The 25,841-nt window shown below is 38.5% G+C and carries 32 protein-coding genes and 1 tRNA gene; 19 read left to right on the plus strand and 14 right to left on the minus strand.

Annotated elements, in window-relative coordinates; genetic code table 11:
* Positions 1 to 451 precede the first annotated feature (451 nt).
* Both MUB24_RS16965 and MUB24_RS16970 read left to right on the plus strand, forming a co-directional pair.
* Positions 452 to 592 carry a pentapeptide repeat-containing protein gene (locus MUB24_RS16965; protein WP_313898471.1) on the plus strand — a complete coding sequence of 47 codons (141 nt, stop codon included), beginning with the start codon at positions 452 to 454 and terminating at the stop codon, positions 590 to 592.
* A gap of 44 nt (positions 593 to 636) precedes the next feature.
* Positions 637 to 1,800, plus strand: coding sequence for an AI-2E family transporter (locus MUB24_RS16970; RefSeq protein ID WP_244706176.1), 1,164 nt, complete (start codon positions 637 to 639; stop codon positions 1,798 to 1,800).
* 134 nt (positions 1,801 to 1,934) lie between these two features.
* On the opposite strand, the gene lipA is transcribed toward MUB24_RS16970, so the two are convergent.
* From lipA to MUB24_RS16990, 4 genes are all read right to left on the minus strand, one after another.
* The gene (gene lipA, locus MUB24_RS16975) at positions 1,935 to 2,882 is read right to left on the minus strand and encodes a lipoyl synthase (protein WP_244706177.1); all 948 of its coding nucleotides are present in this window, start codon (positions 2,880 to 2,882) and stop codon (positions 1,935 to 1,937) included.
* Positions 2,882 to 3,715: a lipoate--protein ligase family protein gene (locus MUB24_RS16980; RefSeq protein ID WP_244706179.1), complete on the minus strand. Its 834-nt coding sequence runs from the start codon at positions 3,713 to 3,715 to the stop codon at positions 2,882 to 2,884. The genes lipA and MUB24_RS16980 overlap by 1 nt, the downstream gene beginning before the upstream one ends.
* Positions 3,716 to 4,409: 694 nt before the next feature.
* Positions 4,410 to 4,483 (minus strand) — tRNA-Pro (locus MUB24_RS16985).
* A 60-nt stretch (positions 4,484 to 4,543) separates the two neighbouring features.
* Positions 4,544 to 5,296: a GTP pyrophosphokinase gene (locus MUB24_RS16990; protein WP_244706181.1), complete on the minus strand. Its 753-nt coding sequence runs from the start codon at positions 5,294 to 5,296 to the stop codon at positions 4,544 to 4,546.
* A 212-nt stretch (positions 5,297 to 5,508) separates the two neighbouring features.
* On the opposite strand from MUB24_RS16990, the gene MUB24_RS16995 reads away from it, so the two are divergent.
* The 7 genes from MUB24_RS16995 (at position 5,509) to MUB24_RS17025 (ending at position 9,725) form a co-directional block, all read left to right on the plus strand.
* A complete protein-coding gene (locus tag MUB24_RS16995) occupies positions 5,509 to 5,895 on the plus strand; it encodes a GntR family transcriptional regulator (RefSeq protein WP_244706183.1) in 387 nt (128 codons plus the stop codon).
* Positions 5,892 to 6,803: an ATP-binding cassette domain-containing protein gene (locus tag MUB24_RS17000; RefSeq protein WP_244706185.1), complete on the plus strand. Its 912-nt coding sequence runs from the start codon at positions 5,892 to 5,894 to the stop codon at positions 6,801 to 6,803. Before MUB24_RS16995 ends, MUB24_RS17000 begins: the two co-directional genes overlap by 4 nt.
* Positions 6,775 to 7,518, plus strand: a complete 744-nt coding sequence (locus MUB24_RS17005) for a hypothetical protein (RefSeq protein WP_244706187.1) — start codon at positions 6,775 to 6,777, stop codon at positions 7,516 to 7,518. Before MUB24_RS17000 ends, MUB24_RS17005 begins: the two co-directional genes overlap by 29 nt.
* Positions 7,515 to 8,255 carry a hypothetical protein gene (locus MUB24_RS17010; RefSeq protein ID WP_244706189.1) on the plus strand — a complete coding sequence of 247 codons (741 nt, stop codon included), beginning with the start codon at positions 7,515 to 7,517 and terminating at the stop codon, positions 8,253 to 8,255. Before MUB24_RS17005 ends, MUB24_RS17010 begins: the two co-directional genes overlap by 4 nt.
* A gap of 77 nt (positions 8,256 to 8,332) precedes the next feature.
* Positions 8,333 to 8,899 (plus strand): superoxide dismutase family protein, encoded by a 567-nt coding sequence (locus tag MUB24_RS17015; RefSeq protein ID WP_244706191.1) that lies wholly within the window; start codon positions 8,333 to 8,335, stop codon positions 8,897 to 8,899.
* A 155-nt stretch (positions 8,900 to 9,054) separates the two neighbouring features.
* Entirely contained in the window at positions 9,055 to 9,411 is a 357-nt protein-coding gene (locus MUB24_RS17020) for a type II toxin-antitoxin system RelE/ParE family toxin (RefSeq protein WP_244706193.1), read from the plus strand.
* Positions 9,408 to 9,725, plus strand: a complete 318-nt coding sequence (locus MUB24_RS17025) for a helix-turn-helix domain-containing protein (protein WP_244706195.1) — start codon at positions 9,408 to 9,410, stop codon at positions 9,723 to 9,725. The genes MUB24_RS17020 and MUB24_RS17025 overlap by 4 nt, the downstream gene beginning before the upstream one ends.
* Before the next feature lie 626 nt (positions 9,726 to 10,351).
* Here MUB24_RS17025 and MUB24_RS17030 read toward each other — a convergent pair.
* Positions 10,352 to 10,645, minus strand: a complete 294-nt coding sequence (locus MUB24_RS17030; RefSeq protein WP_244706196.1) for an NUDIX hydrolase — start codon at positions 10,643 to 10,645, stop codon at positions 10,352 to 10,354.
* 35 nt (positions 10,646 to 10,680) lie between these two features.
* Here MUB24_RS17030 and MUB24_RS17035 point away from each other — a divergent pair, with 35 nt between their 5' ends.
* Complete coding sequence (locus MUB24_RS17035; protein WP_244706198.1) at positions 10,681 to 10,869, plus strand: general secretion pathway protein; 189 nt, start codon at positions 10,681 to 10,683, stop codon at positions 10,867 to 10,869.
* Positions 10,870 to 11,392: 523 nt separating this feature from the next.
* Here MUB24_RS17035 and MUB24_RS17040 read toward each other — a convergent pair.
* Positions 11,393 to 11,797: a hypothetical protein gene (locus MUB24_RS17040; RefSeq protein ID WP_244706200.1), complete on the minus strand. Its 405-nt coding sequence runs from the start codon at positions 11,795 to 11,797 to the stop codon at positions 11,393 to 11,395.
* Positions 11,798 to 12,026: 229 nt separating this feature from the next.
* Here MUB24_RS17040 and MUB24_RS17045 point away from each other — a divergent pair, with 229 nt between their 5' ends.
* The 8 genes from MUB24_RS17045 (at position 12,027) to MUB24_RS17080 (ending at position 18,686) form a co-directional block, all read left to right on the plus strand.
* Positions 12,027 to 12,599: a VanZ family protein gene (locus MUB24_RS17045; RefSeq protein ID WP_244706202.1), complete on the plus strand. Its 573-nt coding sequence runs from the start codon at positions 12,027 to 12,029 to the stop codon at positions 12,597 to 12,599.
* 841 nt (positions 12,600 to 13,440) lie between these two features.
* Positions 13,441 to 14,349 carry an AraC family transcriptional regulator gene (locus MUB24_RS17050; RefSeq protein ID WP_244706204.1) on the plus strand — a complete coding sequence of 303 codons (909 nt, stop codon included), beginning with the start codon at positions 13,441 to 13,443 and terminating at the stop codon, positions 14,347 to 14,349.
* A gap of 17 nt (positions 14,350 to 14,366) precedes the next feature.
* Positions 14,367 to 15,122: a sugar phosphate isomerase/epimerase family protein gene (locus MUB24_RS17055; RefSeq protein ID WP_244706206.1), complete on the plus strand. Its 756-nt coding sequence runs from the start codon at positions 14,367 to 14,369 to the stop codon at positions 15,120 to 15,122.
* A 69-nt stretch (positions 15,123 to 15,191) separates the two neighbouring features.
* Positions 15,192 to 16,355: a Gfo/Idh/MocA family protein gene (locus MUB24_RS17060; protein ID WP_244706208.1), complete on the plus strand. Its 1,164-nt coding sequence runs from the start codon at positions 15,192 to 15,194 to the stop codon at positions 16,353 to 16,355.
* Between the two features lie 48 nt (positions 16,356 to 16,403).
* Positions 16,404 to 17,459, plus strand: coding sequence for a Gfo/Idh/MocA family protein (locus MUB24_RS17065; protein ID WP_280517049.1), 1,056 nt, complete (start codon positions 16,404 to 16,406; stop codon positions 17,457 to 17,459).
* Positions 17,460 to 17,609: 150 nt separating this feature from the next.
* Positions 17,610 to 17,981, plus strand: a complete 372-nt coding sequence (locus MUB24_RS17070) for a DUF2089 domain-containing protein (protein ID WP_244706212.1) — start codon at positions 17,610 to 17,612, stop codon at positions 17,979 to 17,981.
* Positions 17,982 to 17,997: 16 nt separating this feature from the next.
* Positions 17,998 to 18,387: a hypothetical protein gene (locus tag MUB24_RS17075; RefSeq protein WP_244706214.1), complete on the plus strand. Its 390-nt coding sequence runs from the start codon at positions 17,998 to 18,000 to the stop codon at positions 18,385 to 18,387.
* Between the two features lie 8 nt (positions 18,388 to 18,395).
* A complete protein-coding gene (locus tag MUB24_RS17080) occupies positions 18,396 to 18,686 on the plus strand; it encodes a hypothetical protein (RefSeq protein WP_244706216.1) in 291 nt (96 codons plus the stop codon).
* Between the two features lie 186 nt (positions 18,687 to 18,872).
* On the opposite strand, the gene MUB24_RS17085 is transcribed toward MUB24_RS17080, so the two are convergent.
* From MUB24_RS17085 to MUB24_RS17120, 8 genes are all read right to left on the minus strand, one after another.
* Positions 18,873 to 19,412 carry a VanZ family protein gene (locus MUB24_RS17085; protein WP_244706218.1) on the minus strand — a complete coding sequence of 180 codons (540 nt, stop codon included), beginning with the start codon at positions 19,410 to 19,412 and terminating at the stop codon, positions 18,873 to 18,875.
* Positions 19,413 to 19,426: 14 nt separating this feature from the next.
* Entirely contained in the window at positions 19,427 to 19,669 is a 243-nt protein-coding gene (locus tag MUB24_RS17090) for a hypothetical protein (RefSeq protein WP_244706220.1), read from the minus strand.
* 342 nt (positions 19,670 to 20,011) lie between these two features.
* On the minus strand, positions 20,012 to 20,224 hold the full coding sequence (locus MUB24_RS17095; RefSeq protein WP_244706222.1) for a YjzC family protein: 213 nt from the start codon (positions 20,222 to 20,224) through the stop codon (positions 20,012 to 20,014).
* Between the two features lie 147 nt (positions 20,225 to 20,371).
* On the minus strand, positions 20,372 to 21,094 hold the full coding sequence (locus tag MUB24_RS17100) for an amino acid ABC transporter ATP-binding protein (RefSeq protein ID WP_244706267.1): 723 nt from the start codon (positions 21,092 to 21,094) through the stop codon (positions 20,372 to 20,374).
* Between the two features lies 1 nt (position 21,095).
* Positions 21,096 to 21,758, minus strand: a complete 663-nt coding sequence (locus MUB24_RS17105) for an amino acid ABC transporter permease (RefSeq protein WP_244706224.1) — start codon at positions 21,756 to 21,758, stop codon at positions 21,096 to 21,098.
* A gap of 219 nt (positions 21,759 to 21,977) precedes the next feature.
* Entirely contained in the window at positions 21,978 to 22,757 is a 780-nt protein-coding gene (locus MUB24_RS17110) for a transporter substrate-binding domain-containing protein (RefSeq protein ID WP_483869170.1), read from the minus strand.
* A gap of 536 nt (positions 22,758 to 23,293) precedes the next feature.
* Positions 23,294 to 23,671, minus strand: coding sequence for an SLAP domain-containing protein (locus MUB24_RS17115; protein ID WP_244706228.1), 378 nt, complete (start codon positions 23,669 to 23,671; stop codon positions 23,294 to 23,296).
* Between the two features lie 7 nt (positions 23,672 to 23,678).
* Positions 23,679 to 24,470 (minus strand): HAD family hydrolase, encoded by a 792-nt coding sequence (locus tag MUB24_RS17120; protein WP_244706230.1) that lies wholly within the window; start codon positions 24,468 to 24,470, stop codon positions 23,679 to 23,681.
* Positions 24,471 to 24,680: 210 nt separating this feature from the next.
* On the opposite strand from MUB24_RS17120, the gene MUB24_RS17125 reads away from it, so the two are divergent.
* Complete coding sequence (locus tag MUB24_RS17125; RefSeq protein ID WP_244706232.1) at positions 24,681 to 25,625, plus strand: aldo/keto reductase family protein; 945 nt, start codon at positions 24,681 to 24,683, stop codon at positions 25,623 to 25,625.
* Positions 25,626 to 25,841: the final 216 nt, after the last annotated feature.

Raw genomic sequence — 25,841 nt, forward strand, 5'->3', positions numbered from 1 at the left:
GAGAAAAAGCAAGAAATCCAAAGAATAAGCTAAAAGAGATAAAAGTATCGCCATACGGATGGCGTAGTCGGCACAGACCTTGCCCACTGGAAAGGATCATCCAGTGTTGTTCGCCCAAGTTTCCCCTCTGCACCCTCCCTGGAGGTTTGTAAGGGAAATGTTTGCGAAAAAGAATCCCATGTTCTTTAGACATGGGAGTGGTCAATCTAGGTAAATTGGAGGTGTCGTAAATGATCCCTTCTCCAACCGGCACTTCCCCAAATATCACTTGTGTTTTCTTTACAATGAGTGAGATAATGAATCATATTCCTAAGCTAGAGGATAAGAAATGAGTGTAATAAACAATGGCTAAAAATTCTAGCTCAAGCAAGTAAAGTTTATCGCATGGTCGCTCGAAAATAGTGATTTTAAAGAATGTACTTTTCAAAAATGACAATTTGATAAATGCAAGATCAATGAAGCTAACTTTGCAAATACATCTTTAAAAGGAATCGATTTGAGCAATAGTATCTTTGAACAGTTAAACGTTAAAGCAATAGATCTAAAAGGATGCGAAGTTTCATCTGATCAAGCGCTTGGCTTTTCTCGTTAATTGGGTTTGATTATTAAAGAATAACTTATAAAGGAGTGCATCCTATGAAGCAGCCCACCCGTTTTATTAGATTCCTTGGTGGACGCGATCTTATTTTCGCCTTAGTTATCTTAATCTTCATTGGAATTACTATTTTTATTTACAACAAGATTTCCTTTATTTTTCATCCAGTGATTGTCATATTGTCAACAATCTCGGCGCCGATTATTCTTGCCTTTATTGCTTACTATATAATGAATCCGATTGTAAATCTTCTAGAAAGACTACATATTAAGCGGATATGGGGAATTGTCATTATTATTTTGGGGATCGGCGGACTAATAACCGGTCTTGTTTTTCTCATCGCCCCATCTATAGAAAAACAGATTAATGATTTGATTGTCGACATTCCAATCTATTTGAAGCAGATGGGAGAAGAAATAAATGATTTGGTCGACCATTCTTTTTTTGGACCTTATTATGATGAAGGATACAAATGGGTTACATCGACCTTAAGTGATTTGCCAAATAAAATCAGTGGGTATTTAGGTGGTGCTTACGAAGGTATCTTGAGTGTAGCCAGTACACTGACACATGTGTTTGTTGCACTGTTTACCTTCCCATTTGTTCTGTTCTTCCTATTAAAGGACAGCGCGAAATTCAAGTCCTATTTCTTGCAGTTGCTTCCGCCGAAATATAGGGGGGATGCGGAACAGGTACTTAAAAATATGGATGTACAAGTAGGGTCTTATGTACGTGGTCAAATTATCGTCGCCACTTGCATTGGTATCCTATTGTACATTGGCTATTTGATCATCGGTTTGGATTATGCAATCACATTAGCCATTGTAGCTGCTGTAACAAGTGTTGTTCCTTATCTTGGGCCAATGATTGCTGTTTCCCCAGCCATCATTATCGCTTTGGTGGACTCGCCATTTATGCTTGTAAAACTAGCAATCGTATGGGCGGCAGTTCAGTTTTTGGAGGGTCACTTTATTTCACCTAATATTATGGGACATACGATGAAAATCCATCCGATTACCATCATGTTCATATTACTCGTCGGAGGAAATCTATTTGGGATTGTTGGTGTCATTCTCGGTATTCCTGGTTATGCAATCTTAAAAGTAATTGTCGTCCATTTTTTTGGTAAGTTTAAACAACGATATAACAAATATTATGGAGAAGATGCTGGAGCTTATCAAATGGATGAACAAGTTCATAAATAACAAGTATTTTTCAATTCCTTTGATTAAAAAAAACTCGCTCATCTCCAGATAACATGAATTGAATCAAACGTTTGATTAAGAGGAATAGAAAAAATCCGCCAGATCACCTTTCTAGCGGATTTTTCTTTTTTTCATTAAAAATTAAAATCAACCTCTTTTTGTTCTTGTTCCTCCACGCCTTTCATATAGTTAATCCGGCGCTGGGCAGCAGCTTGGCTTACTTGCTCATCTGCATGATAGGAAGAACGGACAAGCGGCCCGGATTCGCAATGGCTAAAGCCTTTCGAAAGTGCAATTTCTTTTAGTTCCATAAACTCGTCAGGATGATAGTACCGAACCACATTCAAATGTTTTTTCGTTGGTTGTAGGTATTGACCAATCGTCATAATATCGACATTGTGAGCTAGCAAATCATCCATTGCTTGAATAATTTCTTCTTTCGTTTCACCAAGTCCGACCATGATGCTCGATTTTGTCGGTGTATTAGGGGAAATCTCTTTCACCCGTTGTAAAAGCTGTAAAGAGCGGCGGTATGTTGCCTTTGCACGAACCCTTGGCGTTAAGCGCTCCACCGTTTCAATATTATGGTTAAAAATATCGGGTCCACTCGACATTAAGGTATGTAGGCTTTCATAGTCACCTTTCATATCAGATGGCAAAATTTCGATCGTACAACCTGGGTTTTTGCGGCGAATCGCACGAACCGTTTCAGCAAAAACAGCGGCCCCGCCATCATTGAGATCATCGCGGGCAACAGCCGTAACTACGACATGTTTGAGTCCCATAATCTTTACGGAATCAGCAACCCTTTCCGGCTCTCCCCAATCTAATTCATTAGGAAGCCCTGTCTTGACGGCACAGAAACGGCAGCCCCTTGTACATGTATCCCCAAGGATCATAAAGGTGGCAGTTTTTCTTTCACTCCAGCATTCGTGGATATTAGGGCAACGCGCTTCCTCACAGACTGTATTTAATCGTTGCCCGCGCATTAATTTCTTTAAGCCCATATACGATTCATTCGTATTAATTTTCGTTTTCAACCATTCTGGTTTTCTGATGTATTCTTGTTTATCGATTGCCATTATGCGTGCACCTTCTTTTGAAATTTTAAATTCCATTCATCTGACCGATATTTTGATTCTGCCAACTTCCGTACTTCTTCCCATTGCGAAGGGGTAAGCTCGAATCGGGTAAATTCGAGATTTAATCCTATTTCAAAACCCTTTGTAAAAGCAGCAACGGCTTGGTCATACGTAATGGCTCTTCCGGCAGCCTCATTCATAGAGATGGCTTTGTTTGAAAAAGCTTGCCGTTTTCGCGCTCGCATTTCTTCACTTGAAAAAGCAAATAAATCAAACAGCATCTCTTGATTCATCGTAAAGGGAAGCGAGCCATGTTGCAATAAAACGCCCATCTTTCTCGTTTGCGCATGTCCGGAAATCTTTTTCCCATCGACAAGCATCTCATAATCAGATGGTCTTTCAAAACAAACGGCAGAACGCTCTTTGATAAAATGCTCTTCAGGCATGGAAAATTGTGCATCAATCCCTAATTCCTTGAAGCCAGCAAAAATCCCCTGGGCAAGTGTATGGTACGCTTTGCGTATGGAATCCTCTATGTATGGTTTTTGTTCGGAAACGACGAGGCTGTAAGTCAATTCATCATCATGGAGGACAGCACTGCCTCCGGTAAGTCGCCGGACAAATTGACACCCATGCTGCTCTATTCCTGGAAAATAAATCGTTCTTTCTTTTTGAAAATGGCCAATGGAAAGAGTGGGGGTTGCCCAACCATAAAAACGGAGAACAGGCGGAATCTTCTCCGCACTATGCCAAAGGAGTAAGCATTCATCCAATGCCATATTTATGGCAGCATCCTGATGTCCTGTATCGATAAGTCCCCAAGTGTCTTTCATTCTTTTCAACTCCTAGGATGAAATTAGAAAAGCGGAAGGTGTTCAAAAAAAGGATGAACGGCTAAGTTGCCACGTCGCATGTATTCACCGTCCCTGCCCCGTATCCTGCGGGTCTGCCAATATCTGGAGCTAGGCTTAAAAAAATTGCACCCTATGTAGGAGTGCAGTTTAATTATTGAAAATTCAGGGTAACCACACTTTTCATAATTGAACATCGAGTATGTAAAGTACAATATTCACTAAAAGTATGGTACCAAACGCCAATATAAAAGTACAGCTTTGTGATCGGGATGACAGGAATTGGTGGCTTTTTAACTATAGAGTAATCGCTCCGCTTATGGGGAAAACGATCAGATCAGAATTTAGAAATAATATTCATTTTCTTTATTCTTTTCCTTTGAAAATTTTGTTTTATACAGGAACAGGAATGAATCTTTGTTTTTATAGATCAAAATGGTCAACTTATTATACAATATCTAAGCGAATACAAATCAGTATCCTTTGCATAAATCGAAAAAATGTGTTTATTCATCATATGCCTATGCCTTATATGCCGACTCAATGAGAATATAATCGCTATTTCCAGCCAAAAATAAACCGCAAAACCCTATACGAATTAAAAGTGGCTTCATCTGCACCAATATAAAAAGCGCCATCCCCTTGATATAAAAGGGCTAGGCGCTTTTCTGTTAGATCGGGATGACAGGAATTGAACCTGCGACCCCTTGCACCCCATGCAAGTGCTCTACCAAGCTGAGCTACATCCCGAAAACGATTCACTAGCTATTAGTATAATGGATGTGCTCGCCGAAAACAATCCCCAAATGCTCAAGATTCACCTTCAATGCTTTTCCTATACTGATTCAGGACCTTTGGCAGGATGTTAGCAATGACGTCCTCTTCCAATAGAGACAATACGCCGTCTTCTTCATTTTCCTTTTTGATCGAAGCAACTTCTTTATGCAATTTCTCCATTTTTTTATCGAGTTCTGCTGCAATAAAAGCGGTACTTTGAAGCTCCTTCGCCATATGGGCAGGAATTTCTCTATCATATTTATAATAGATTTTATGCTCTAGGCTTGCCCAAAAGTCCATGGCAATGGTGCGAATTTGAATTTCAACATACGTATGTTCCGTACGATCTGTCATAAAAATTGGAACTTGCACGATCAAATGCAGGCTTTGGTAGCCATTTGGCTTGGGATTTTGAATATAATCCTTGTACTCCACCACCGTAATATCTTTTTGTTTTCTAAGCATTTCGGCTATGACATAAATATCGGAAAGAAAAGAACAGGTAATCCGAACACCGGCAATATCACGGATATTTTCCTTAATCGAGGCAAGCGAAAATTCATATCCCTTTCGTTTAATTTTACTAAAAATACTTTCCGGTGATTTCACTCGCGATTTCACATGTTCAATTGGATTATAGTCATGAAGATAATTAAATTCATCTGATAATATATTTATTTTTGTATTTATTTCGTCACAAGCAAATTGATAGGCCATCATAAAGCGAGTAAGCTCGACTTTCATTTCTTTCAACAGTTGAATATCCAGTATTTGATCATTTTTCATTGAAGGGTCTTCCTTTCTGGCTGAACATCACAGGGCAATAGTTTTGTGAGCCTATGGATGTGTTACAAAAGAGCGAATAAAACCATTTATACAATCATAACATAATTGCTGTTCTTTTTTTAATGAAGAAATTTTGTCACTTGTTCATTTTTAAAATATAATATATACTACATTACAACACTAATGCACTAATTTTGAAGGGGGGTCCCTGGATGCTTCTCCATCATGATGGCTCCAAACCGATTTATGTGCAGATTGCGGAGTGGCTTGAAAATGAGATCATTGCTGAAGTCTTTAAAAATGATGAAAAAGTTTATTCGCAATATCAGTTGGCTGAGATGTTTAATATTAATCCGGCTACAGCCGCAAAGGGGTTGAATCTTTTGGCAGATGAGCAAATTCTTTATAAAAAACGCGGGCTTGGGATGTTTGTGTCAAAGGGGGCAAAGGAAAAAATATGGAATAAACGGAAGAGTGAGACATTAACGGGACTCGTTCGCGAGCTTGTCTTAGAAGCTAAGCGGTTAGAAGTAGCGGAAATAGATTTGATACAAATGATTAAAGAGGCAATCAGGGAAGAGGGGAGGGAACAGAAATGAACGTGATTGAGTGCCAAAACTTGGTCAAAAATTATGGGAGAAAACAAGTTTTAGAGGATCTATCATTTAATGTAACTGAAAATAAAATAACCGGGTTAATCGGCAGAAATGGAGTAGGAAAAACGACCCTATTAAAAATCATTGCAGGCTTTATTCGGGAAACGGATGGGGAGATAAAGGTGTTTTCTCAGAAGCCATTTAACAGTTTGTTTGTTTCTGCAAATAGCGTCATGATTGATGACCATATGACCTTCCCGCCATCTTTTAATCTGGCGGATATTTTAAAAGAAGCTGAACAATTTTACGAAAACTTTAATATCGAGTTAGCAAGAGATTTGCTGAATTATTTTTCACTATCGAATCATTTAAACCATGACAAACTTTCAAAAGGGATGAAAAGCACATTCAATATGATTCTCGGTCTTTCTTCTAGATGTGCTTTGACGATTTATGATGAGCCCACAACAGGAATGGATGCGGCGGTGCGCAAGGATTTTTATCGTGCCTTATTGAAGGATTATTTGGCTCACCCAAGGTCGATCCTTCTTTCCAGTCATCATTTACAAGAAATCGAGGATTTATTAGAGGATGTGCTGCTCATTCATGAGGGGAAGGTAAAGCTTCATCTATCGATTTCCGATTTCAAAGAATGGGCGATCGGTCTCCAAGGGAAAAAGTCGGCTGTTTCTCGTTGGACAGATGGGCAGCAAGTGATTTATGAAAAAGAAATTGGTCCAGGGCTTCTATATACTGTTATTCGAAATGAAGGGATAGAAGGGATGCTCCACGAGGCGAGGCAGGAAGGGATCGATGTCATACCTGTTTCCGCCAATGATCTTTGTATTTATTTGACCGATAGACAGAAGGGAGGAATTGATGATGTCTTTAACAGAAACCACTCTCTTTGATGTTGTAATGAAACAATACGCTTTTAAACGGCGAGCTTTTTTTACGACATTTGGGACATTGGCGCTTCTACAATTATTGGGGCTATTGTTTTCGATAGGTGGGAGTGGGGGATCTGGATTTCTTAGTGAGAATATGTCGATCGATCTTACTTACTATTCTGGGGATATTGTCATTGTTTTCACCATTTTATGGACCTTTATTGCGGCGATATTTATGACAACAAAGGCAGCAAGATATGATGATTATACCTTTGTCGCTAATCTCCTGAGCAGCCATTTGGCCAATCTGCTATTTCTTCTGACCGCCTGCATCATTGGAGGGATTTCCGCTGTTTTATGTGGGTATCTTGTTCGAATCTTTGGTTATTTTTCTGATGGGCTTACGATGGGAGTTGGATTGTTTTCCGCCCCATTAGAATTTGTTCTCTCTGTGTCCGCTGTGACATTGTACGGATTGCTTTTCGCAACATTAGGCTATCTGTTTGGCACGACCATTCAATTGCATAGAAGCTTTATGTTTTTATTGCCCGCACTCTTTGTGGGAGCGATGATTGCCGGAGTAGTGAGTGGTCATGATGATAAGGTGAAGGCCATTTTTGATTTTATTTTTCTAGAATCTCATTTTTGGCTCTTTTTTGTGAAAGTGATTCTTGTTTCTGGGGTGTTCTTTACAGTAGCGGTTGGACTTTCGAATAAAATGGAGGTGAGGAAATGAGTAATGTCGGCCTACTAGTGCTCCTTATCCCTCTTTTTATCATTGGCTTTTTATATTGGCTGATGGTGAAAAAGTCATTATCAGGGAGAGGGGGACCTTTCCAAAACAAAAGGATCGTAAAAGCCTTACTTCCCCTCTATGCGGTTGTTCTCATTCTCTCTCCATTTGTCTATGAACTGTTGCCAAAGGGGAATGATGATCTTCCACTAGCGAACGAGAAAGACCTTGAGCGAAAAACAATGGAGCTTGAGCAGGCGATATACGATGGACGGCTTAAAGATATTGATCCTCAAGTTATTCGAGAAGAATGGGAAGAATCGTATGATGGTACGGAGCTATCCTTTCGGCAAGAGGAAGGGGAGCCACTGCCCATTGTCGTTGAGCGAAAGCCGGAAAATGATGGAGTCGTTGAAGGGAAATACATTGCCAGTGTCATCTATCACGGAATAGATTTCTCCGACCAATTAAGTAAGGTACGATTTCAGTTGGAGGATGATGCGCTCCAATTTGCGGAGATAGGTAATCCTCTGGTTTACAGAGGGGTTGTATATAAAAGCGATTTCGTCCTTGCTCAATTTAGAGAAGAAAGAAATTCAATCTTTGAACCTTCATTTGTCAGTAATGCCCGTTATATTTACTTGCGCATACCGAAAGATTTAGAAATTCAAGAAAAAGATGAGGTTTATTTCAATTATACAGGTGAAGTGCAAATCGACTGGAATTCGGATAACGAATGATAATAGCTGACCTCCTGTTTTAAAATTCTCTTGTATGGCAATCATACTAAGGATTTTAACTACGAGGAGGTTTTAACTTGAAAAAATTGTGGTTTTTGTTGTTGGTTACTGGGATGATGATGGGGGCTTGCGGCAGCGGAGAAGAAGCGATTCCCCAAGTAGATGAAGAAGCAATTCCCGTTAGTGGCCAGGCAGATGTCCATGTAAAGATGATGAATACAGAAGAAAAGGAAGTTGGCAAAGCAACCTTAAAGGAAACAGAAGAAGGGGTTAAAATCCATTTACAAGCTGAAGGGTTAGAGCCTGGAACGAAGGCGATTCATATTCATGAAACCGGCGTGTGTGAGGCACCTGATTTCCAATCGGCTGGAGGACATTTTAACCCTGGCGGAAAAGAACATGGCTTTCAAAATCCAAAAGGCTTTCATGCGGGAGACCTGCCCAATATTGAAATCGAAGAAGATGGGACTATAAACGTCGTGATCACGGCTCCTAATCTGACTTTGAAGCAAGGAGAAAAGAATTCCTTACTTGATGAAGATGGAAGCGCCCTCGTCATCCATGAAAAGGCGGATGATTATAAAACAGATCCAGCGGGGAATGCAGGAGACAGGATTGTATGTGGCGTGATTAGTGGAGAATAAAAAAGGAATGTTGAAAGACAATCAGCACATTTTTTCAGTCAATCGCCATGATTGAATCGGAAAAATGTGCTGATTTTAAATACAAAGAACAAAACAAATCACAAATCTTTGGGATTTTTACTTTAAAATTATAACTTATATGTTATAATTTAATTATGAAATGGGAAACAATCGAGTATACTAAACCAAATGGAGTTGCGCCAGTAATTGAGTATTTGCAGTCCCTTTCCCCAAAACATGAAACGAAAGTGCTCCGATCGATTCAATTATTAGAGGAGTTTGGCCCTGAGATTGGAATGCCTCATGTGAGACATTTGAACGATGGAATTTATGAATTAAGAACAAGTTTCAGTTCTAACATCTTTAGAACTTTATTTTTCCATTGGCATGAAAATAAACTTGTCCTTACTCATGGGTTTACAAAGAAAACTCAAAAAACTCCTGCTCGTGAAATTAGACGTGCTGAAATGTATCGACGTGATTATCTTGAAAGAAAGGGTGACAAAGAATGAGTTTTTTAAACAGATATGTATCTGACCGCATGAAGGATTCGGAGTTCAAGAGAGAATGGGAAAATAGCCAAGTGGAATATGAAATCGCCCGCCAAATTATTAAAATCAGAAAAGAAAAAGGTCTCACCCAAGCAGGATTAGCCGAGTTAATCCATTCGAAACAAAGCGCCATTTCGCGAATTGAAAATGGGGATCAAAATGTTACACTGGGAACTTTAAAAAAGATTGCGAGTGTCTTAAACACAAAAATTCAACTTGAAATAGATCCAGACTTTCATGAACCGATGAATCAATCTGATCTAATAAAAAATTAAACTTTTGGGACAAGTAAATGGGGGACTATTTTCTCCATCAAACCAAAGCTAGATACACCCCTTCCAGTTTATTTGGGAAGGGGGGATCAATGTTACTCACTAAACATATTAAACAATCCCTCGATTCCAGATCCTTTGACACCATAATTTATCATATAAAATTACTAACTTTCTGATGGTGCTAAATTTATGAATATGAAAAGTCTCGCTTTAATTTATGCTCGTAGCGTTCTTGATATTTTCTCCACCTGATGAGGATTTCTCGTTTTTCCTTCATCTTCATCCGAGCTTGAAGAGGGGGTAACGAATAACCGAAGCCTTGCTGGTTAAGAGGTTCCTTTCAACTCAATATGGATCAGCGGATACCTATTAGGTTGAAAGTATCATAGCTTTCATGATTTTGATTGTTGACAAAAACCAGCTAATATCATGACAAGATATTAGCTGGTGTAGTTGAATTAGACGTGTAGCTTTGAAATAAAGTTTGATTAAAATGATGCTAATAACCTTGATAAAAGGACATAAGTAAGAATTTGAAAAAAGATTGATCAAAACACGTTTTTTCTATATTCAATTGAATCATCCTCTTATAAAAAAGTTTGATCATTTTTGTAATCCTTGTTGGATTAACAATTACCTTGAAAAGTGTAAGGTGATGAAGAGTTTAATAAGCTTTCTACCCCACCTGGATGATATGGCATTAAATTATTGGCAGTATCTATGTCCACCCATTTTACTTCAGAGATTTCATTATTATCTTTAATTGTAATTTCTCCATCAATAACACTTGCTCCAATTGTAATGATTAAACCATGATGTCCCTGTTTTGAGAAAAACGCTTCATTAACTGCAATAATACTTCCTATTTCAATTACTAAGCCCGTTTCTTCTTTTGTTTCGCGAATAACTGCCTGTTCCAAGGTCTCAAGTAGGTGAGTATGTAAAGCAACACTTGATGAGTGCCGGAGCGCAAAGAGACATTTTTACGGAGGTGGCTATTGATGAAATCTATCAATTTTCCAATGGGACTGCAAGATTGATTAATAAAGTTTGTACACATTCCCTGATCTATGGATTTCAAAATGAACAACGTATCATTGATGATCATATGGTCAAAAGGGTTATTGATGGAGAATTGTCATGAGGAGCCATGTAGAAATGATATATGATGTTGCAAGACCGTTGGATCATTATTTAAACGAGCGTATTTATGGTCTTCATTGTGGGAAAGGGGTTAAGTTGCACATTGATTCAATGTGCATTCCTCGGCGAATTGAATTGGATAGCCATGGTATATTGTGATTGATTGAGAAAGCGCGTTTGTATTTACGTCCTCAGTATACCTTCACAGTGATCATTTAACAGAATAGAAACCTAATAACCTCGTCATCAAGTGATGGAAAAGCTTTTCCTCCATCACTTGATGACGAGGCAACCAAGCGATAGCGCGGTAGCTTTAGTACGACTATACCTAGTAAAATATTTATCAAAAACAAGAAGGGATAGCTTAGCTAGTCATTATTCCTTCTTTTCATTTTTGTTATTACGGTCAATAAAACTGTCAATTGAGGGACATTATAGATTGTCAATCTTAGGTCTGTTTAAAGTATCAGTAACAGGATGTGCAAAAACACCCAAAATAAAGTTGACCAAAACGATTAAATAAACTATTTCACTTTAATTAGCACGTCTTCACTCTTATTATCCCAATTAATGGTTATATGAATCGGCATGTTCTTATAAATGGGCTCAGTATCACCATGAGCAAACAAAGACATTTCATCTTGGTTCTCCAATGATCCTTCATCTACAGAAGAAGCAGGAGAATTAGGATCTATTTCGTAATAAAAAACTTTTGGTTTAATACCTTCTCCAATATAAGAAAACGTGTATACTAAACTACTTCCAGGAGTTTCAAGTTGTTCTACTTCTAATACAACACGCCAATTTTCACTTTCTCCTTTAAAAATAAGCTCATCTGTACCCTCTGTATCCTCATTATTCGTACAAGCTACAGAAGAAAAAATAAAGATAATTAAAGTGGATAATAAATAAATTTTAAGTTTAATCACAATCACCACCACAAAAAATTTTAAAGTATAAAAAATCTTCAAAAAAAATGAAGGTTTTTTCTCCCCTTTGTCTAATATTATAATATGACAACACACAAAAAAGGAGGAATTATTTATGAATGTAAGCGTCAAATAGACCCCACCTATATTTTTAGATGGGGTCTATTTGACGCTTACAATGCTAAGACTCGATCTTAGCATTTACTTATTCAACTAGGGGGATTACTAAATGTTAAGATTTAATTTAATTCCAATCCTTTTATCTTTAATTATTTTTATTATATTATCTTTTTATTTATATAAAAGAAAAAATAAAACACTAACATATTTATTATTTTGGAGTATTTTTTATTTTTATTTAGTTAATGTAGTTAGGATAACGCAATTTCCACTTTTTATACTTGAATATCCATTTGAATATAACTTTTCAGATTATATTAATCTCATACCTACTAATCCTTTTAGGAATGGTTTGTATACCAGTGTCCTAAATGTAATACTTACAATACCATTTGGTTTTGGTCTTCCTTTTTTAATTAAAATGAATTGGAAAAAAACTATTCTATTAACAATGCTTTTTTCACTTTTATTGGAATCACTACAATTAACTGCTCATTTAATATTGCCAGGTCACAATAGAATGGTAGATATTAATGATATTATTTTTAATACACTTGGTGGAATAATAGGTTATGTACTATATAAACTATTCGCTAAAGTGGTTAAAATCATAATTTCTAAATATGATATAGAGATGAACCCTATTTTATCATATATACAAAAAACTGTTTCAACAGATTAATTTTAAATTTTATACCAAAGGGATATTAAAAAACGATGCCTATAAAATGGAGGGCCTTCCCTTTTTTGACAACTATTATTTTCGATCTACTGTCTAAAGGGCTATTCAAAGTAGTTCACAGGGCATTATTCAATAAACGACTAAGACAGAGGGAATACAATGCTTGTCATCATGTACAACAGAACCACTAAATTCTTCGTTTATAGAGTAGACGCAATGCAGGCTACAACAAAGGTTTTGTGGACATCAATTCCACAACAGATAGGATAAACAATTTTCAGACCCATAGGGATCTCCTTTCCAAGATATATAGGGGGACTGATTACCCAGCTATAAACGAGTTTTGTTTATACAAAGTAAGTCTGCGTGCTCAAAATCACACTTAAAAATACCAACAATTGCAATGATGCCCATAGCTGCGGCCAAAACAAATCCATTCACATTCGGGTTACGAAAAATAAAAAAAGACAAAAATATTAATCGCCATTGCTGCTATTGATAGAAAGTCATATTTATTCATTTGTCAAAAAGATGTAGTGTAAACCAGTCTAAAGTTTCTTCTCAATATTTTCAATGGAATTCCTACCTGTCTTAACCAATTCTGTTATTAGTTTCTATCATAACAACCTTCACAAACATACCTAAAAAGTTCCCTTTTCCCTTCATAATCGGCAATCCTTGTCTCCCTAACTTCTGCCGAATTTGCCGATCGGGGCTTTTTGCTGAAGAGATTGAACATTATGGTTGGTTTCATATGGGAAAAGTTTTAACCTATATTTGACATATTTAGAGCAATTTGAGTCAATAATAGTATGGATTTGGGCATGTGGAGGTAATGAAAATGGATCAAAAATCTTTATTATATAAGGTAAGCCCTTTCAACATGCGAGGTGGAAAGATGGAAAAATGGTTAAGACCGGATTATCGGATGAAATCATTAGGGGAACAGGACTTTGCTTTTCATTCTCATGCACAATATGAAATATACTTTTTTCATCGAGGAGATTGTAAATACCTTATTCACCATTCCATTTACGAACTGCAGCCAGGGGATATCATCATAATGGATGGTTTAACAGCGCATCGAGCCAATCCCTCCAAATGCGAAATATATGAACGCAGTGTTGTTCATTTTTCGCCGGATTGGATTAAGCCTGTCATTGAGGAGTTGCGAATGCCAGAACTGCTTTCACCTTTCAAAGAAATGAGTAATTGTCTGCTTCGTGGGGAAGATGAAGGGGAAAGGGAGCTGATTTTACAATCGATCAAAGCGATGGATCGACTTAAAAATGATGCCCTTTCTTTTCATAGCAAACCTGTGCATGAGGCAGAATTGAAGATTTTGCTGTTAACGATCTTAATGCAAATTTACAAGTTGAGTAAAAAGGAAAATCAACAATTGGCAATGCCGAAAAGTGAAAAGGTTTTACATGTAGAAAATATTGCTCATTTTATTCAGGATCATTTTAAAAATAGTATGAGTTTAGAAGATATTTCAGCTGAATTAAATTTGAGTAAGTTTTATCTTTCGCGGATTTTTAAAGAAGTGACAGGCACAACTGTAATGGATTACGTCATGACCTGTCGCTTAAATCAAGTGAAATTTGATCTGGAAATGTATCCGGATCGAACCTTAATGGAATTGGCAACAGAATCAGGTTTTGAAAGCCCGGCTCATTTCAGTCGCTTTTTCAAACAAAGGGTAGGAATGACACCTTCTGAATATCGCAAACAAAAACTAAAATCATAGAGTAGGAGAGTGGCAAAATGGAAGAGAAGTTTGCAGCACAATTATTCACAGTACGAGAAGAATTGGCTAAAGGGATAGCACCTGTTTTTCGGGAGATTAAAAAGATGGGGTGGGCAGGTGTGCAAATTTCTGCTCTTCCTCAAGGATATGATCCTCAAGAGGTGGCAGACGCTTTACAGGAAAATCAGCTTAGAACCGCTGGTATGCATATTTCATTAGATCGTTTGGAAAATGATTTAGACAATGTCGTGAAGGAAGCGGACTTATACGGAACAAAGGATATCGTCTGCCCCTATCTACCAGGAGAATATCAAACAGAAGAAGGGTATAAAAAGGTTCGACAAAAATTAAATGAGATTGCAAGCAAAGTCCCCGATTACCGGATTAGCTATCATAATCATGCCTTTGAATTTGAGACAGAAATAAATGGTGTTTCTGCACTAGAATATTTATTAGAACCAGTGGAGGATAACAAAGTTTTAGCAGAAGTGGACGTGTACTGGGTGAAAAAAGGCGGCCAGGATCCACTGACCTTTATTCAGCCGTATGCGAACCGAATGCCGATCATCCACTTGAAGGATATGACAGATGATGCAGAGGAAAAGTTCGCCGAAATCGGAACCGGGAAAATTGATTTCATTCCTATTTTGCAATGGGGGGAGAAATCAGGTGTGGAATGGTATGCGGTCGAACAGGATGTCTGTCCAGGAAATCCGCTTGATAGTTTGAGCTTGAGTTTAGAGAATTTGCTTAAGTTAAAAGAAAAATTATAAACCAAAGGACATAGAATGAGATTTTAAAAATATATATGACTCGATATAGAAGAAAGGAAGGTTTTCGAAATGACGATTGTGAAAGTAGGCATTATCGGATTAGGAAATATGGGGACAAGCCATGCCAAGCGTTTGTACAATCGAGAAATCGAGGATGCGATTTTAACAGCGGTTTGTGATGTGCGTGAAGAAAGAATGGTAAAGGCAAGGGAAGAATTTGGAGATCGAGTAAAACGGTACTTATCGATTGATGATTTTTTTGAGCATGCAGAGGTGGATGGCATTATTATTGCGACTCCTCATTATGAACACCCAGATGTAGCAATTCGGGCATTTGCAAAGGGCTGGCATGTGCTCTGCGAAAAGCCTGCAGGGGTTTATACAAAGAATGTTCGCTTGATGAATGAAGCGGCGGCGAAAAGTGGAAAAGTGTTCAGTATGATGTTTAATCAGCGAACCAATCCCCTGTATCAAAAAATGCGCGAACTGATCCAATCAGGAGAATTAGGGGAAATAAAACGAACAAACTGGATTATAACAGACTGGTATCGTCCTCAAAGTTATTATGATTCAGGTGGCTGGCGAGCAACTTGGAAAGGGGAAGGTGGCGGTGTGATGCTGAATCAATCCCCCCATCAGCTCGATTTATGGCAATGGATCACGGGGATGATGCCAACAAGAATTCGTTCTTTCTGTGGGTTTGGAAAATACCATGATATTGAGGTCGAAGATGATGTCACCGCTTATGTTGAATATGAAAATGGGGCAACAGGTCTATTTGTCACTTCGACTGGAGAAGCACCTGGAACGAACCGCTTTGAAGTGGCAGGAAATCGTGGGAAGCTTGTGATCGAGAACGGAAAATTGACTTTCTGGAGATTACGGCAATCAGAGCGTGAATTTAATCAAACCTTCAAAGGGGGATTCGGTGCACCAGAATGTTGGAAAATCGATATTCCGGTGAGGGGTCGTAATGACCAACATACAGGAATTTTAAAAAATTGGGTAGACGCCATTGTAAATGATGCGGAGCTTTTAGCGCCAGGTGAGGAAGGGATTAAAAGTCTGGCGATCGCAAACGGGGTCTATTTATCAAGTTGGTTGGATGATTGGGTAGATATGCCATTGGATGAGGATCTCTTTTATGAAAAATTACAGGAGGAAATTGCTGCCTCCACATTTCGGAAGACAGAAACGGAGGATGTCACACTGGACGTAAGTGGCACACATTAAAATGATAAGAGACTTTGAGAAAGGAGAAATACAGTGGGAAAAGACGGAATGAATTATGCTCCAAAGGGCAAAGCGAATCGTGTTGTGGCAGAAGGTGAATTTGTGATCGCTGCGATGGCGCTTGATCATGGTCATATTTATGGGATGTGTAATGGGCTTGTGGAAGCAGGAGCAACATTAAAATGGGTATATGATCCTGATCCTAAAAAGGTTGAGAAGTTTTTGGAAAGCTATCCGAATGTTCGAGCGGCTGCTAGCGAGGAAGAGATTTTTCAGGATCCTGAGGTGAAACTTGTGGCCGCAGCAGCCATCCCTTGTGAGCGCGGACCGCTTGGTGTGCGGGTGATGGAAAACGGTAAGGATTATTTTACAGACAAGACACCTTTTACAACCTTGGAACAATTGGAAGAGGCGAAGCGAACCGTTGAGAAAACGGGTCGTAAATATATGGTGTATTATTCAGAACGGATTCATGTGGAGAGTGCGGTGTTTGCTGGGGATCTGATCGAACAAGGAGCGATTGGCCGCGTATTACAGGTGACGAATTTGGCACCGCATCGTCTCAATGCCCCTTCAAGACCGGATTGGTTTTTTGAAAAAGAAAAGTATGGTGGTATTCTTTGCGATATCGGCAGCCATCAAATTGAACAGTTTTTATTTTATACAGGCAATAAGGATGCGAAGGTTGTACGGAGTCAAGTTGGTAACTATGCGAATAAAGACTATCCTGAATTAGAGGACTTTGGGGATTGCATGATTGTGGGTGAAAATGGGGCGAGTCATTACTTCCGTGTAGATTGGCTCACACCGGACGGTTCGGATGTCTGGGGAGATGGTCGCGCCATCATTCTTGGTACAGATGGATATATCGAAATCCGCAAATATATTGATGTAGGTCGTGAACGTGAAGGAAATCAAGTATATCTTGTCAACCAAGAAGGGACTTTCCATTATTCGGTACAAGGGAAGGTCGGTTATCCTTTCTTCGGTGAATTGATTTTGGATTGCTTAAATCGAACCGAAAATGCGATGACACAGGCACACGCCTTTAAAGCGGCGGAGCTTTGTTTACTAGCTCAGAAACAGGCCGTGCGGTTAGAATAGAAAAATGAAAACTCTGTTGGCGAAATGCTGACAGGGTTTTTTTATTTGCATTTAATAATGTTAAACATTTAATTAATTTTATTAATACAACTTGAATAAATTATTAATATATACTATTATAATATTGATAAATTTAAAAAGGAGGAAAGTATGAGTTATCCAGTCATTACATCCTGTCCGGTCTGCTCACAAAAATTAAAGGTTACAAAGCTTCAATGCAGCCATTGTCATACAACGATTGAAAATGATTTTGAGTTATCGAGCTGGGCTACGCTTACTTCAGAACAATTGCATTTTATTGAAATTTTTTTAAAAAGCCGCGGAAATATTAAAGAAGTTGAGAAAGAGCTAGGCATTTCTTACCCAACCGTCCGTGGAAAATTGAATGATGTGATTTCAGCCCTTGGTTATACCGAAAAGAAAGAAATGAAAAGCAAAACAGAGGAGAAACAAGTGATCTCCATGCTGGAAAAAGGCGAAATCACAGCAGACGAGGCTTTACGCTTACTAAAGGATGAATAAAGGGAGGAAGGTTAGTATGAAAGAAGAAATCAAAAAAATCTTAGCGATGATGGAAGAAGGAAAATTGGATTCGGAGGAGGCGACGGCTTTGATCCAAGCCTTACAAGAAAAAGAAGTGGTGGAAGAGAAAGTAGAGGGTAAGGAGTATTTAAATAAATTTCTTAAGATCCGCATCATGGACCAGGAGGAGAAAGTGAATGTAAACTTGCCATTGCGATTGGTGAAGGTAGCTTTACAGTCCGGATTAAGTATTGCTTCTAAAATCCCAGGGTCAGCGAAATATGTAGATGGGATCGACAAAGTAGACGTAGACCTCATTTTAGAGGCGATTGAGCATGAAGCGGAAGGTCAAATTGTGGATATCACGGGTAAAAGTGGCGAGACGGTTTCGATTGTTATTGAGTGAGATTACCTATGTTGAAAATGACGATTAGACAAGAAAACCAAAAACCAAGGACAATCCGGTTGCCCTATTTTTTTATAGGATCTGCTGGTCGAATCGCTACATTTAAATCTTTTTGGAAAATAATCGGTTCTAGAAGAAAACAGAACCAGGAGGAAGTAGAATATAACGAAAAGCTTTCCTTTGAACAAATTGATTGGCGAGACATCAAGCCCGTATTAAAAGAAATAAAAAAGTATAAAGGGTTGACCATCGTAGAGGTGCATGACAAAAATGGGCAAAATGTGAAAATTGAACTTTGAATCCCTCACCCTTTTTTTAAAAAGAGGGGAGAAGGATAGTGGCTAATAGCTAACAGTGTAGTATCGAAGTGGCACGGTCCATATTGAGGTGAAATGGCCTATTTAGCTTAGCGTTTCGCCAATAGGAAACACAAGAAAAAGAGCCTCTATTTGGGATAGCTCTTTTTCTTTCATATTTATTCTGCTTTATTTTGCGATAAGGATAACGGGTATTTTCCTTACGACCACTTTCACAACGCTGTATAGGATGTACCCAATCACGGCACCCGATGTATTAAAAACTAAATCATCAAGAGTTCCTCTTCTTGTCATGGTCAAAAATGTTTGGGTTAATTCAATCATTAGGGAAGAAGCAAAACCCAGTAGGAGGACTATCCATAAACGTCTACAATGTTGAAACAAAAGCGGGATAAATAGTCCAAAGGGAATGAATAGAGCAATGTTTCCAACGGAATACAGCATTTGCAGTTTGGGATTGGACATATTTTTCAATTCATAAAAGAGGTGAAAATCGAAATGATACGTCGATTTTCCACCCCATAGGCCAAAAGGGAGATTCCATTCGAATGGTTGCATGGTCAGGAATATGACAGATACGATATAGACAAAAAAGAGATTGAGGATGCCTTCTCTATATGGATTCACAATTTTTTTCTTGTATCTGCTATTCCGGTACATGATCCAAAAAATGCTAAAGATACCGAAAATGATGATTCCCTGCCACACTTCTTACCGCTCCCTTACAGCATGATGTCTTTTTTCTTTTCCTGTTTCCATAATAGCATAATCAACGTGATACTGGCTACTAGAAAAAAGCTATAACAAAGAGGGACAAGCCACTGCGGTAAGTAGAAGCTTGTGATCCAATTGAGTAAATAGCGTATACCGAAAGCAAGTAATCCAAAGATAATCGGGACTTGGACACCAATAAGCGAAATATAGCTGGGTACAATATGTGAAACAGATAGGCTAATCAGTACCAAAATAAATCCCAATACATAAATGGCGATGACTGTGAGAATGATATAATGAAAGAATGTAAGTTCGTACCATTGGTGTTCAATGACATTAAAGATGTTTAATTTACAACAAGGTTGTTTTCAAAAAGCACACTTATCGATTACAACTAAAGTAAACAAACGTGTACTTTTTGTCGCGATTAAGAATACAAATACGAATATGGAAAATTGAAACTCTTTGGTTAATAAATCGTAAACAAATTGAGATTTAAAATGGATGCGGTTTCATGTGTAAAGGTAGGGTATTTACCTGTTACGAAGCGTACCAAAAAAAGCCGCCGAATTTTCGGCAGCTTTTGTGGGGTCTTACTTTTCTAGCATCCAAAGATGTTGACGATCTCTTACTTTTTCCTCGCCTTTATGCTCGATGGTGACTGTATAAGTTTTAAGATCAGGGAGTTTATCTCCTTGCTGAAGCTCTACTCGTTCAGGGTTCTTCACTTTACCGCCGCCGTGTCCGACTTCAACATAAGTGCCTGTAACGGGTGCTGCGTCACCTGATTTGTAAAATTGGTTCATAATGGATTTACCTCACTTTAGATAGATTACACAATATAAAGTCATTATAACAAAGATTGGATGTAAAATGCTAATCCAATGAAAAGATTAAATTTTACAAAAAGTATGGCTTCCATTTTCTTTTTTCATTGTAGATCGACTAAATCTTTATAGGATCTTACTCAAAAATTCCTGGGTTCGTTCATTTTGCGGATGATCAAAAATCTGTTCAGGGTCACCTTGTTCCATAATAATCCCTTCGTCCATAAAAACGACTCGATCGCCGACTTCACGGGCAAATCCCATTTCATGGGTTACAACGACCATAGTCATCCCGTCGTCAGCCAAATCCTTCATTACCTGCAGGACATCGCCAACAAGCTCAGGATCTAGCGCAGAAGTAGGTTCGTCAAAAAGCATTACTTTAGGGTTCATGGCAAGTGATCGAGCAATCGCCACCCGTTGTTTTTGGCCGCCAGATAAGCTCTGAGGATAGACGTGGGCTTTATCAGAAAGTCCTACCTTATCCAATAAAGGAAGTGCCACCTTCTCGGCATCTGATTCGGACAATCCCTTCACTTTTTGCGGACCCAAAGTGATATTTTCTAAGACCGATTTATGAGGAAAGAGATTGAAATGTTGAAACACCATTCCTACTTGGGAACGAAGCTCATTGATGTCCACTGCAGGATAGACGATATTATCGCCATCAATGATCACATCACCTGAGGTGATATCCTCTAATAAATTTAGGCAACGAAGAAAGGTGCTTTTTCCAGAACCAGACGGTCCAATCACACAAACGACCTCATTTTCTTTCACTTCCATATCAATGCCTTTTAATACTTCCAATTCACCAAAACGTTTATGCAAATTATTCACCGTAATCATATTAGACATCCAACTTCCTTTCTAGTTTTTGTAGGTAATAGGAGGTAGGGATGGTAATGAGAAGATAAAGAACACAAACCATAAGTAATGTTTGGAAAGCGGAGAAAGTCGCATTATAATATTGCTTTCCCATATAGAGAAGCTCGCCTACAGCAATAACGGAAAACAGGGAAGTATCTTTCAAACTAATAATAAATTGGTTCCCAAGGGGAGGGATCATGCGTTTGAATGCTTGAGGCCATATAATATAACGCATCGTTTGCTTTTGAGTTAGACCGATGGAACGTCCTGCTTCATGCTGTCCTTTATCAATGGATTTTACGGCTCCTCGAACAATTTCAGAGATATAAGCACCCGCATTAATTGTAATCGCAATAATAGAGGCAGTGATCTTATCAATATTAAACCCGATTAAATCCTCTGAAAGCCCAACATAAATAAATAAAATTTGTACAAGGATCGGGGTTCCCCGAACAACTTCCACATAAAAAGTGCATATCCCGCGAATAATTTTACTTTTTGACAAGCGGCCCAATCCGGTTAGGGCCCCAAGGATAAAGCCAAGAATAAGTCCAGAAATCGTGATGATCAGCGTCCAAATCAATCCCTTAAAGAGAAAGGGGAGGCTATGAATATAGTGACTATCCATGATTGTTTCTATCATTCTCTGTTTCTCTCCCTTATCGAATACATATTTTTCATTAGTGGAAAAATCGCAACAAGTTAAAGAACCTGTTGCGACTGACGAAGCAGTTGTGACAAATTCAGGCCTGCGGGAAGCAGGTTACAAAGTTATAATTTTTAAGCTTTGACCTTTCGCAGCGGGGTAAAGGATGGTTTATCCTATAGGCTTAACCCAACCTCAACTGAGCGAAGTTTCATTCTATTCTTCTCCTAGCCATTTATCAGCTGGTTTTTCACCGAAGTACTTTTCGTATATCTCAGCATAGGTACCGTCTTTAATCATGCTTGCGAGCGCTTCATTCGTATCATCTACCAATTCAGACCCCTTTTTGAAGGCAATCCCGTATGATTCACCTTGAAGGATGTCACCTGTTGTTTTTAGTTTGCCCTTTCCTTCTTGTGCAATGTAATATTGTACATTCGGGACATCATACAGAGCACCATCCAGCTTGCCCTTAGCTAGGTTCATATAAGCTGTAACAATTTCGGGATAAGCCTCAACTTGAGCTTTTGTATTTTTGTTTAAGTAGCTTTCACTTGTGGACCCTTGACGAGAGCCAATCTTTTTCCCATCTACATCATCAATCGACTTAATATCACTATCTGTGGGTACCATCAAAATGATTCCGGAATCATAATAAGGATCAGAGAAATCAAGTGTTTCTTTCCGTTCATCCGTGATCGACATCCCCGCGACCCCGATTTCATAACGGCCACCTTGCATCCCCGCGAGTAAGCCATCAAAGTCCATCTGTTCAAATTCGACTTTGAAGCCGGCCCGGTCTGCAATTTCCTTTATTAAATCAATATCAAATCCTTCTAACTCTCCTGTATCTGTATTCAAGTATTCAAACGGCTTGAAGTTTGAATCGGTTGCAACCGTATATGTTTTTCCTTTTGAATCATTGCCTCCGTTACTACCTTTTTCTCCATCACCGTCCGCGCTTTCACCTTTTCCACATGCTGCGAGCGCTAGCATTATGGAAAGCACTACTATAAGAAATCCGAATTTTTTCTTCAAAATTATGTGCACTCCTCCTGTTTTTTTTCATTCGTCTTTTATTATCTAATAAAGCTGGAATAAAAGAAAAATTCTTGAAACTGTATGAGGATGGATATGCAAGGATAGGAGCCTATATAACCATTGTATGTTACCAATCTTGCAATAATCCTCTCTATATGTCTTGATAACTCTTCCATACCCTGATGAAAACGAAGATAAACATTTTTTTACAGAGAGGAATAACGGAGACTTTTCCTTGCATATCAAGTAAAAAACAAATCATCCCATACCACATTAGCAGTGATATGGGATTCATTATAAATTCGGAAAATTAACATTTAGTTATTTTCTCCTATATGTGCGTGTTCAAAAAGGAGGATAAAAAGGACCAAGAAGTTCGAGGCGGCGTAGCTTTGAGCAGCGGAGCGTATGCAGTTAATACGTGAGCAGCGGAAAAGCAAGCCAACGAAGAAATTCGCTTATGTCTTTTTACCGGACTTTTTGAACATCCTCTATATGATTGAAATATGCACCTTATTTAGATCCGCATCTATCTGGAAAACCATGTTGTTAGAAAAAACGAACGACCACGGTTGGGATGACATGGCTTGAATGTGCAAAGGGATTGTGAAAGTCTCTTCGGCAATCGTTTTATGGGTACGATCTAAAACTCTAACCCATTGTTTTGTTACATGTAAATCATTATCAAAACCGTTGTGAAGCAAAACTGTTGCGACAAGCCCGCCATTTTTCTTGTATTTCGTCATGATGGGAGTGACTGTAAAGGCATCTTTTGTAATAGGAAGTGATTTTGCCTTTTGGATATATTTGTCTTTTTCCTTTTCCGTTAATTGTTCTTCCCAAACAGGGTGAAAATGAATAGTCAACATTTGATGATCATTCCTTTATAAGATGAAGCGATTTTAAACCATTAAAAATTCCTGATTCCAGCACACTGGTTGTTTTGTGTTTTGCATATTGGAATAGATCCGGATGAGCATTTCCCATCGCAAACCCTTCGCCAACTGTTTGCAGCATTTCTTTATCATTCATGCCATCTCCAAAGGCAATCGCCTTTTCTTTTGGAACTTGTAAAACATCCAATATTTTGCTAATAGCTCCGCCTTTATTGACTCGATCCCGAATGACATCATAACAATGGAGTAAAGCCTCCACATTTACTTGAGATAGATGGTAGGTTGGATCAAATTGGTATAGCTGTCGATCTTCTTCCGTTAAATTAATTAAAGTAGCCCCAAGGATTTGATCAGCAACTTTTTCCGTAAAAATGTTATTTTCCTTGAGCTGAAACATTTTGATAAAATGCTTCACAACGGATTTATCTAAAGAAGTAAAATAATTTTTTTCACTTGTATATAAAACCATTTCATGGCCATTTTTCTTGGCAATTTCCAAGAAGTTTAAAACCGTTTCTTCCGCCATTGGCTCATTGACCACTGGTTCTTCTTTGTAGAGGGCGAGTGCTCCATTATAGCCAATAAAGGAGTCAACATTCAATTCTTTTGCCAAATCTCTAATTTCATGCAAGGGTCTTCCTGTAGCTAAAAAAACTTCCAGTCCGATTTCTTGCACCTGTTTGATCGCCTTTTTCGTCGAAGCATCATAGGTATGATCCGGTTTTAAGATCGTACCGTCAATATCTAAAAACAATACTTGATAAGTAGACATTCTATTCTCTCCTGAACCTTTGATTTTTAGATAGTTTATCATATTCAGGAAGGATAAACATACAAATGATCTTACTCCTTTACACTGAAATAAACGAAAATTTTGTCAAAGAGATTCTAAGGACGATTGCTTGACAGGCTCAAGGAAATAAGGAATTATTAAAACAAAGCCTCTACATTTTTATCAAAAATTAAGCGGGGAGAGATCGAGATGAAGTATCGTAGATTAGGAAGAACAGGATTAAAAGTGAGTGAGATTAGTCTCGGTAGTTGGTTAACATATGGAAAGTCTGTTGAAGACAATACGGCAACAAAGACGATACATAAAGCGTATGATTTAGGGATTAATTTTTTTGACTCTGCAAACGTTTACGAACAGGGTGAAGGAGAAAGAGTCCTATCCAAAGCGTTGAAGGAATTTCCACGTGAATCCTATGTGGTTACAACAAAAGCCTTTTGGCCAATGGGAGACGGACCAAATGACAGAGGGTTATCTCGGAAACATATATATGAACAAGTTCATAATAGTTTGAAGCGTATGGAACTTGATTATGTCGACATTTTCTATTGTCATCGCTATGATCCTGAAACACCTGTAGAGGAAACTTTGCGTGTGATTGATGACTTAATCCGCCAGGGGAAAATTTTATATGCTGGTGTCAGTGAATGGACGGCAGCCCAAATTGAAGAAGCCGTGGGAATAGCTGATCGAAAATTATTAGATCGCATTGTTGTCAATCAACCCGTTTATAATATGCTGAACCGGTATATTGAAAAGGAAGTTTTGCCTGTATCGAGTAAATATGGGATTGGCCAAGTTGTATTTTCCCCACTCGCGCAAGGAATTTTAACTGGAAAGTATCTAGGCGGCAAAATTCCTGAAACAAGCCGTGCAGCGAATGACGAAATCAATAATGGTGTGAAAGGCTTGTTAACAGACGATGTTCTAGATAAAGTAGGAAAATTGGATCAAGTGGCGAAAGAATTGGACACGACATTACCGGCCTTGGCCCTTGCTTGGATTTTGCGTCAGCCTCATGTGGCGAGTGCCTTAGTGGGTGCAAGCAGACCAGAACAAATCGAGGCGAACGTGAAGGGCAGTGAATTAGAATTAACAGCTGATGTTCTTGATAAAATAGAAGAAATTCTTGCCTAAAGCGAAGTTCCGATTTCTTAAGTGAAATCGGGACTTTTTGAAAAGGTAAGAAACCATAAAAATTGGCTAATGTTTGGATCTAGCTCCAGCGCCCAGCGACTAGCAAACTTTCGGTGCCTGCTTGCGTAAGTCAACATCGATTCACCCTTCGGGTTCATCGTGTTTCCTTTATCTCGTCAGGCCCCTAAAAAGTTTGTACGTCGCTAAACGGGCGCT

The sequence above is a fragment of the Lederbergia sp. NSJ-179 genome, from assembly GCF_022867885.1.
Lineage (GTDB): Bacteria > Bacillota > Bacilli > Bacillales > Bacillaceae_C > Lederbergia.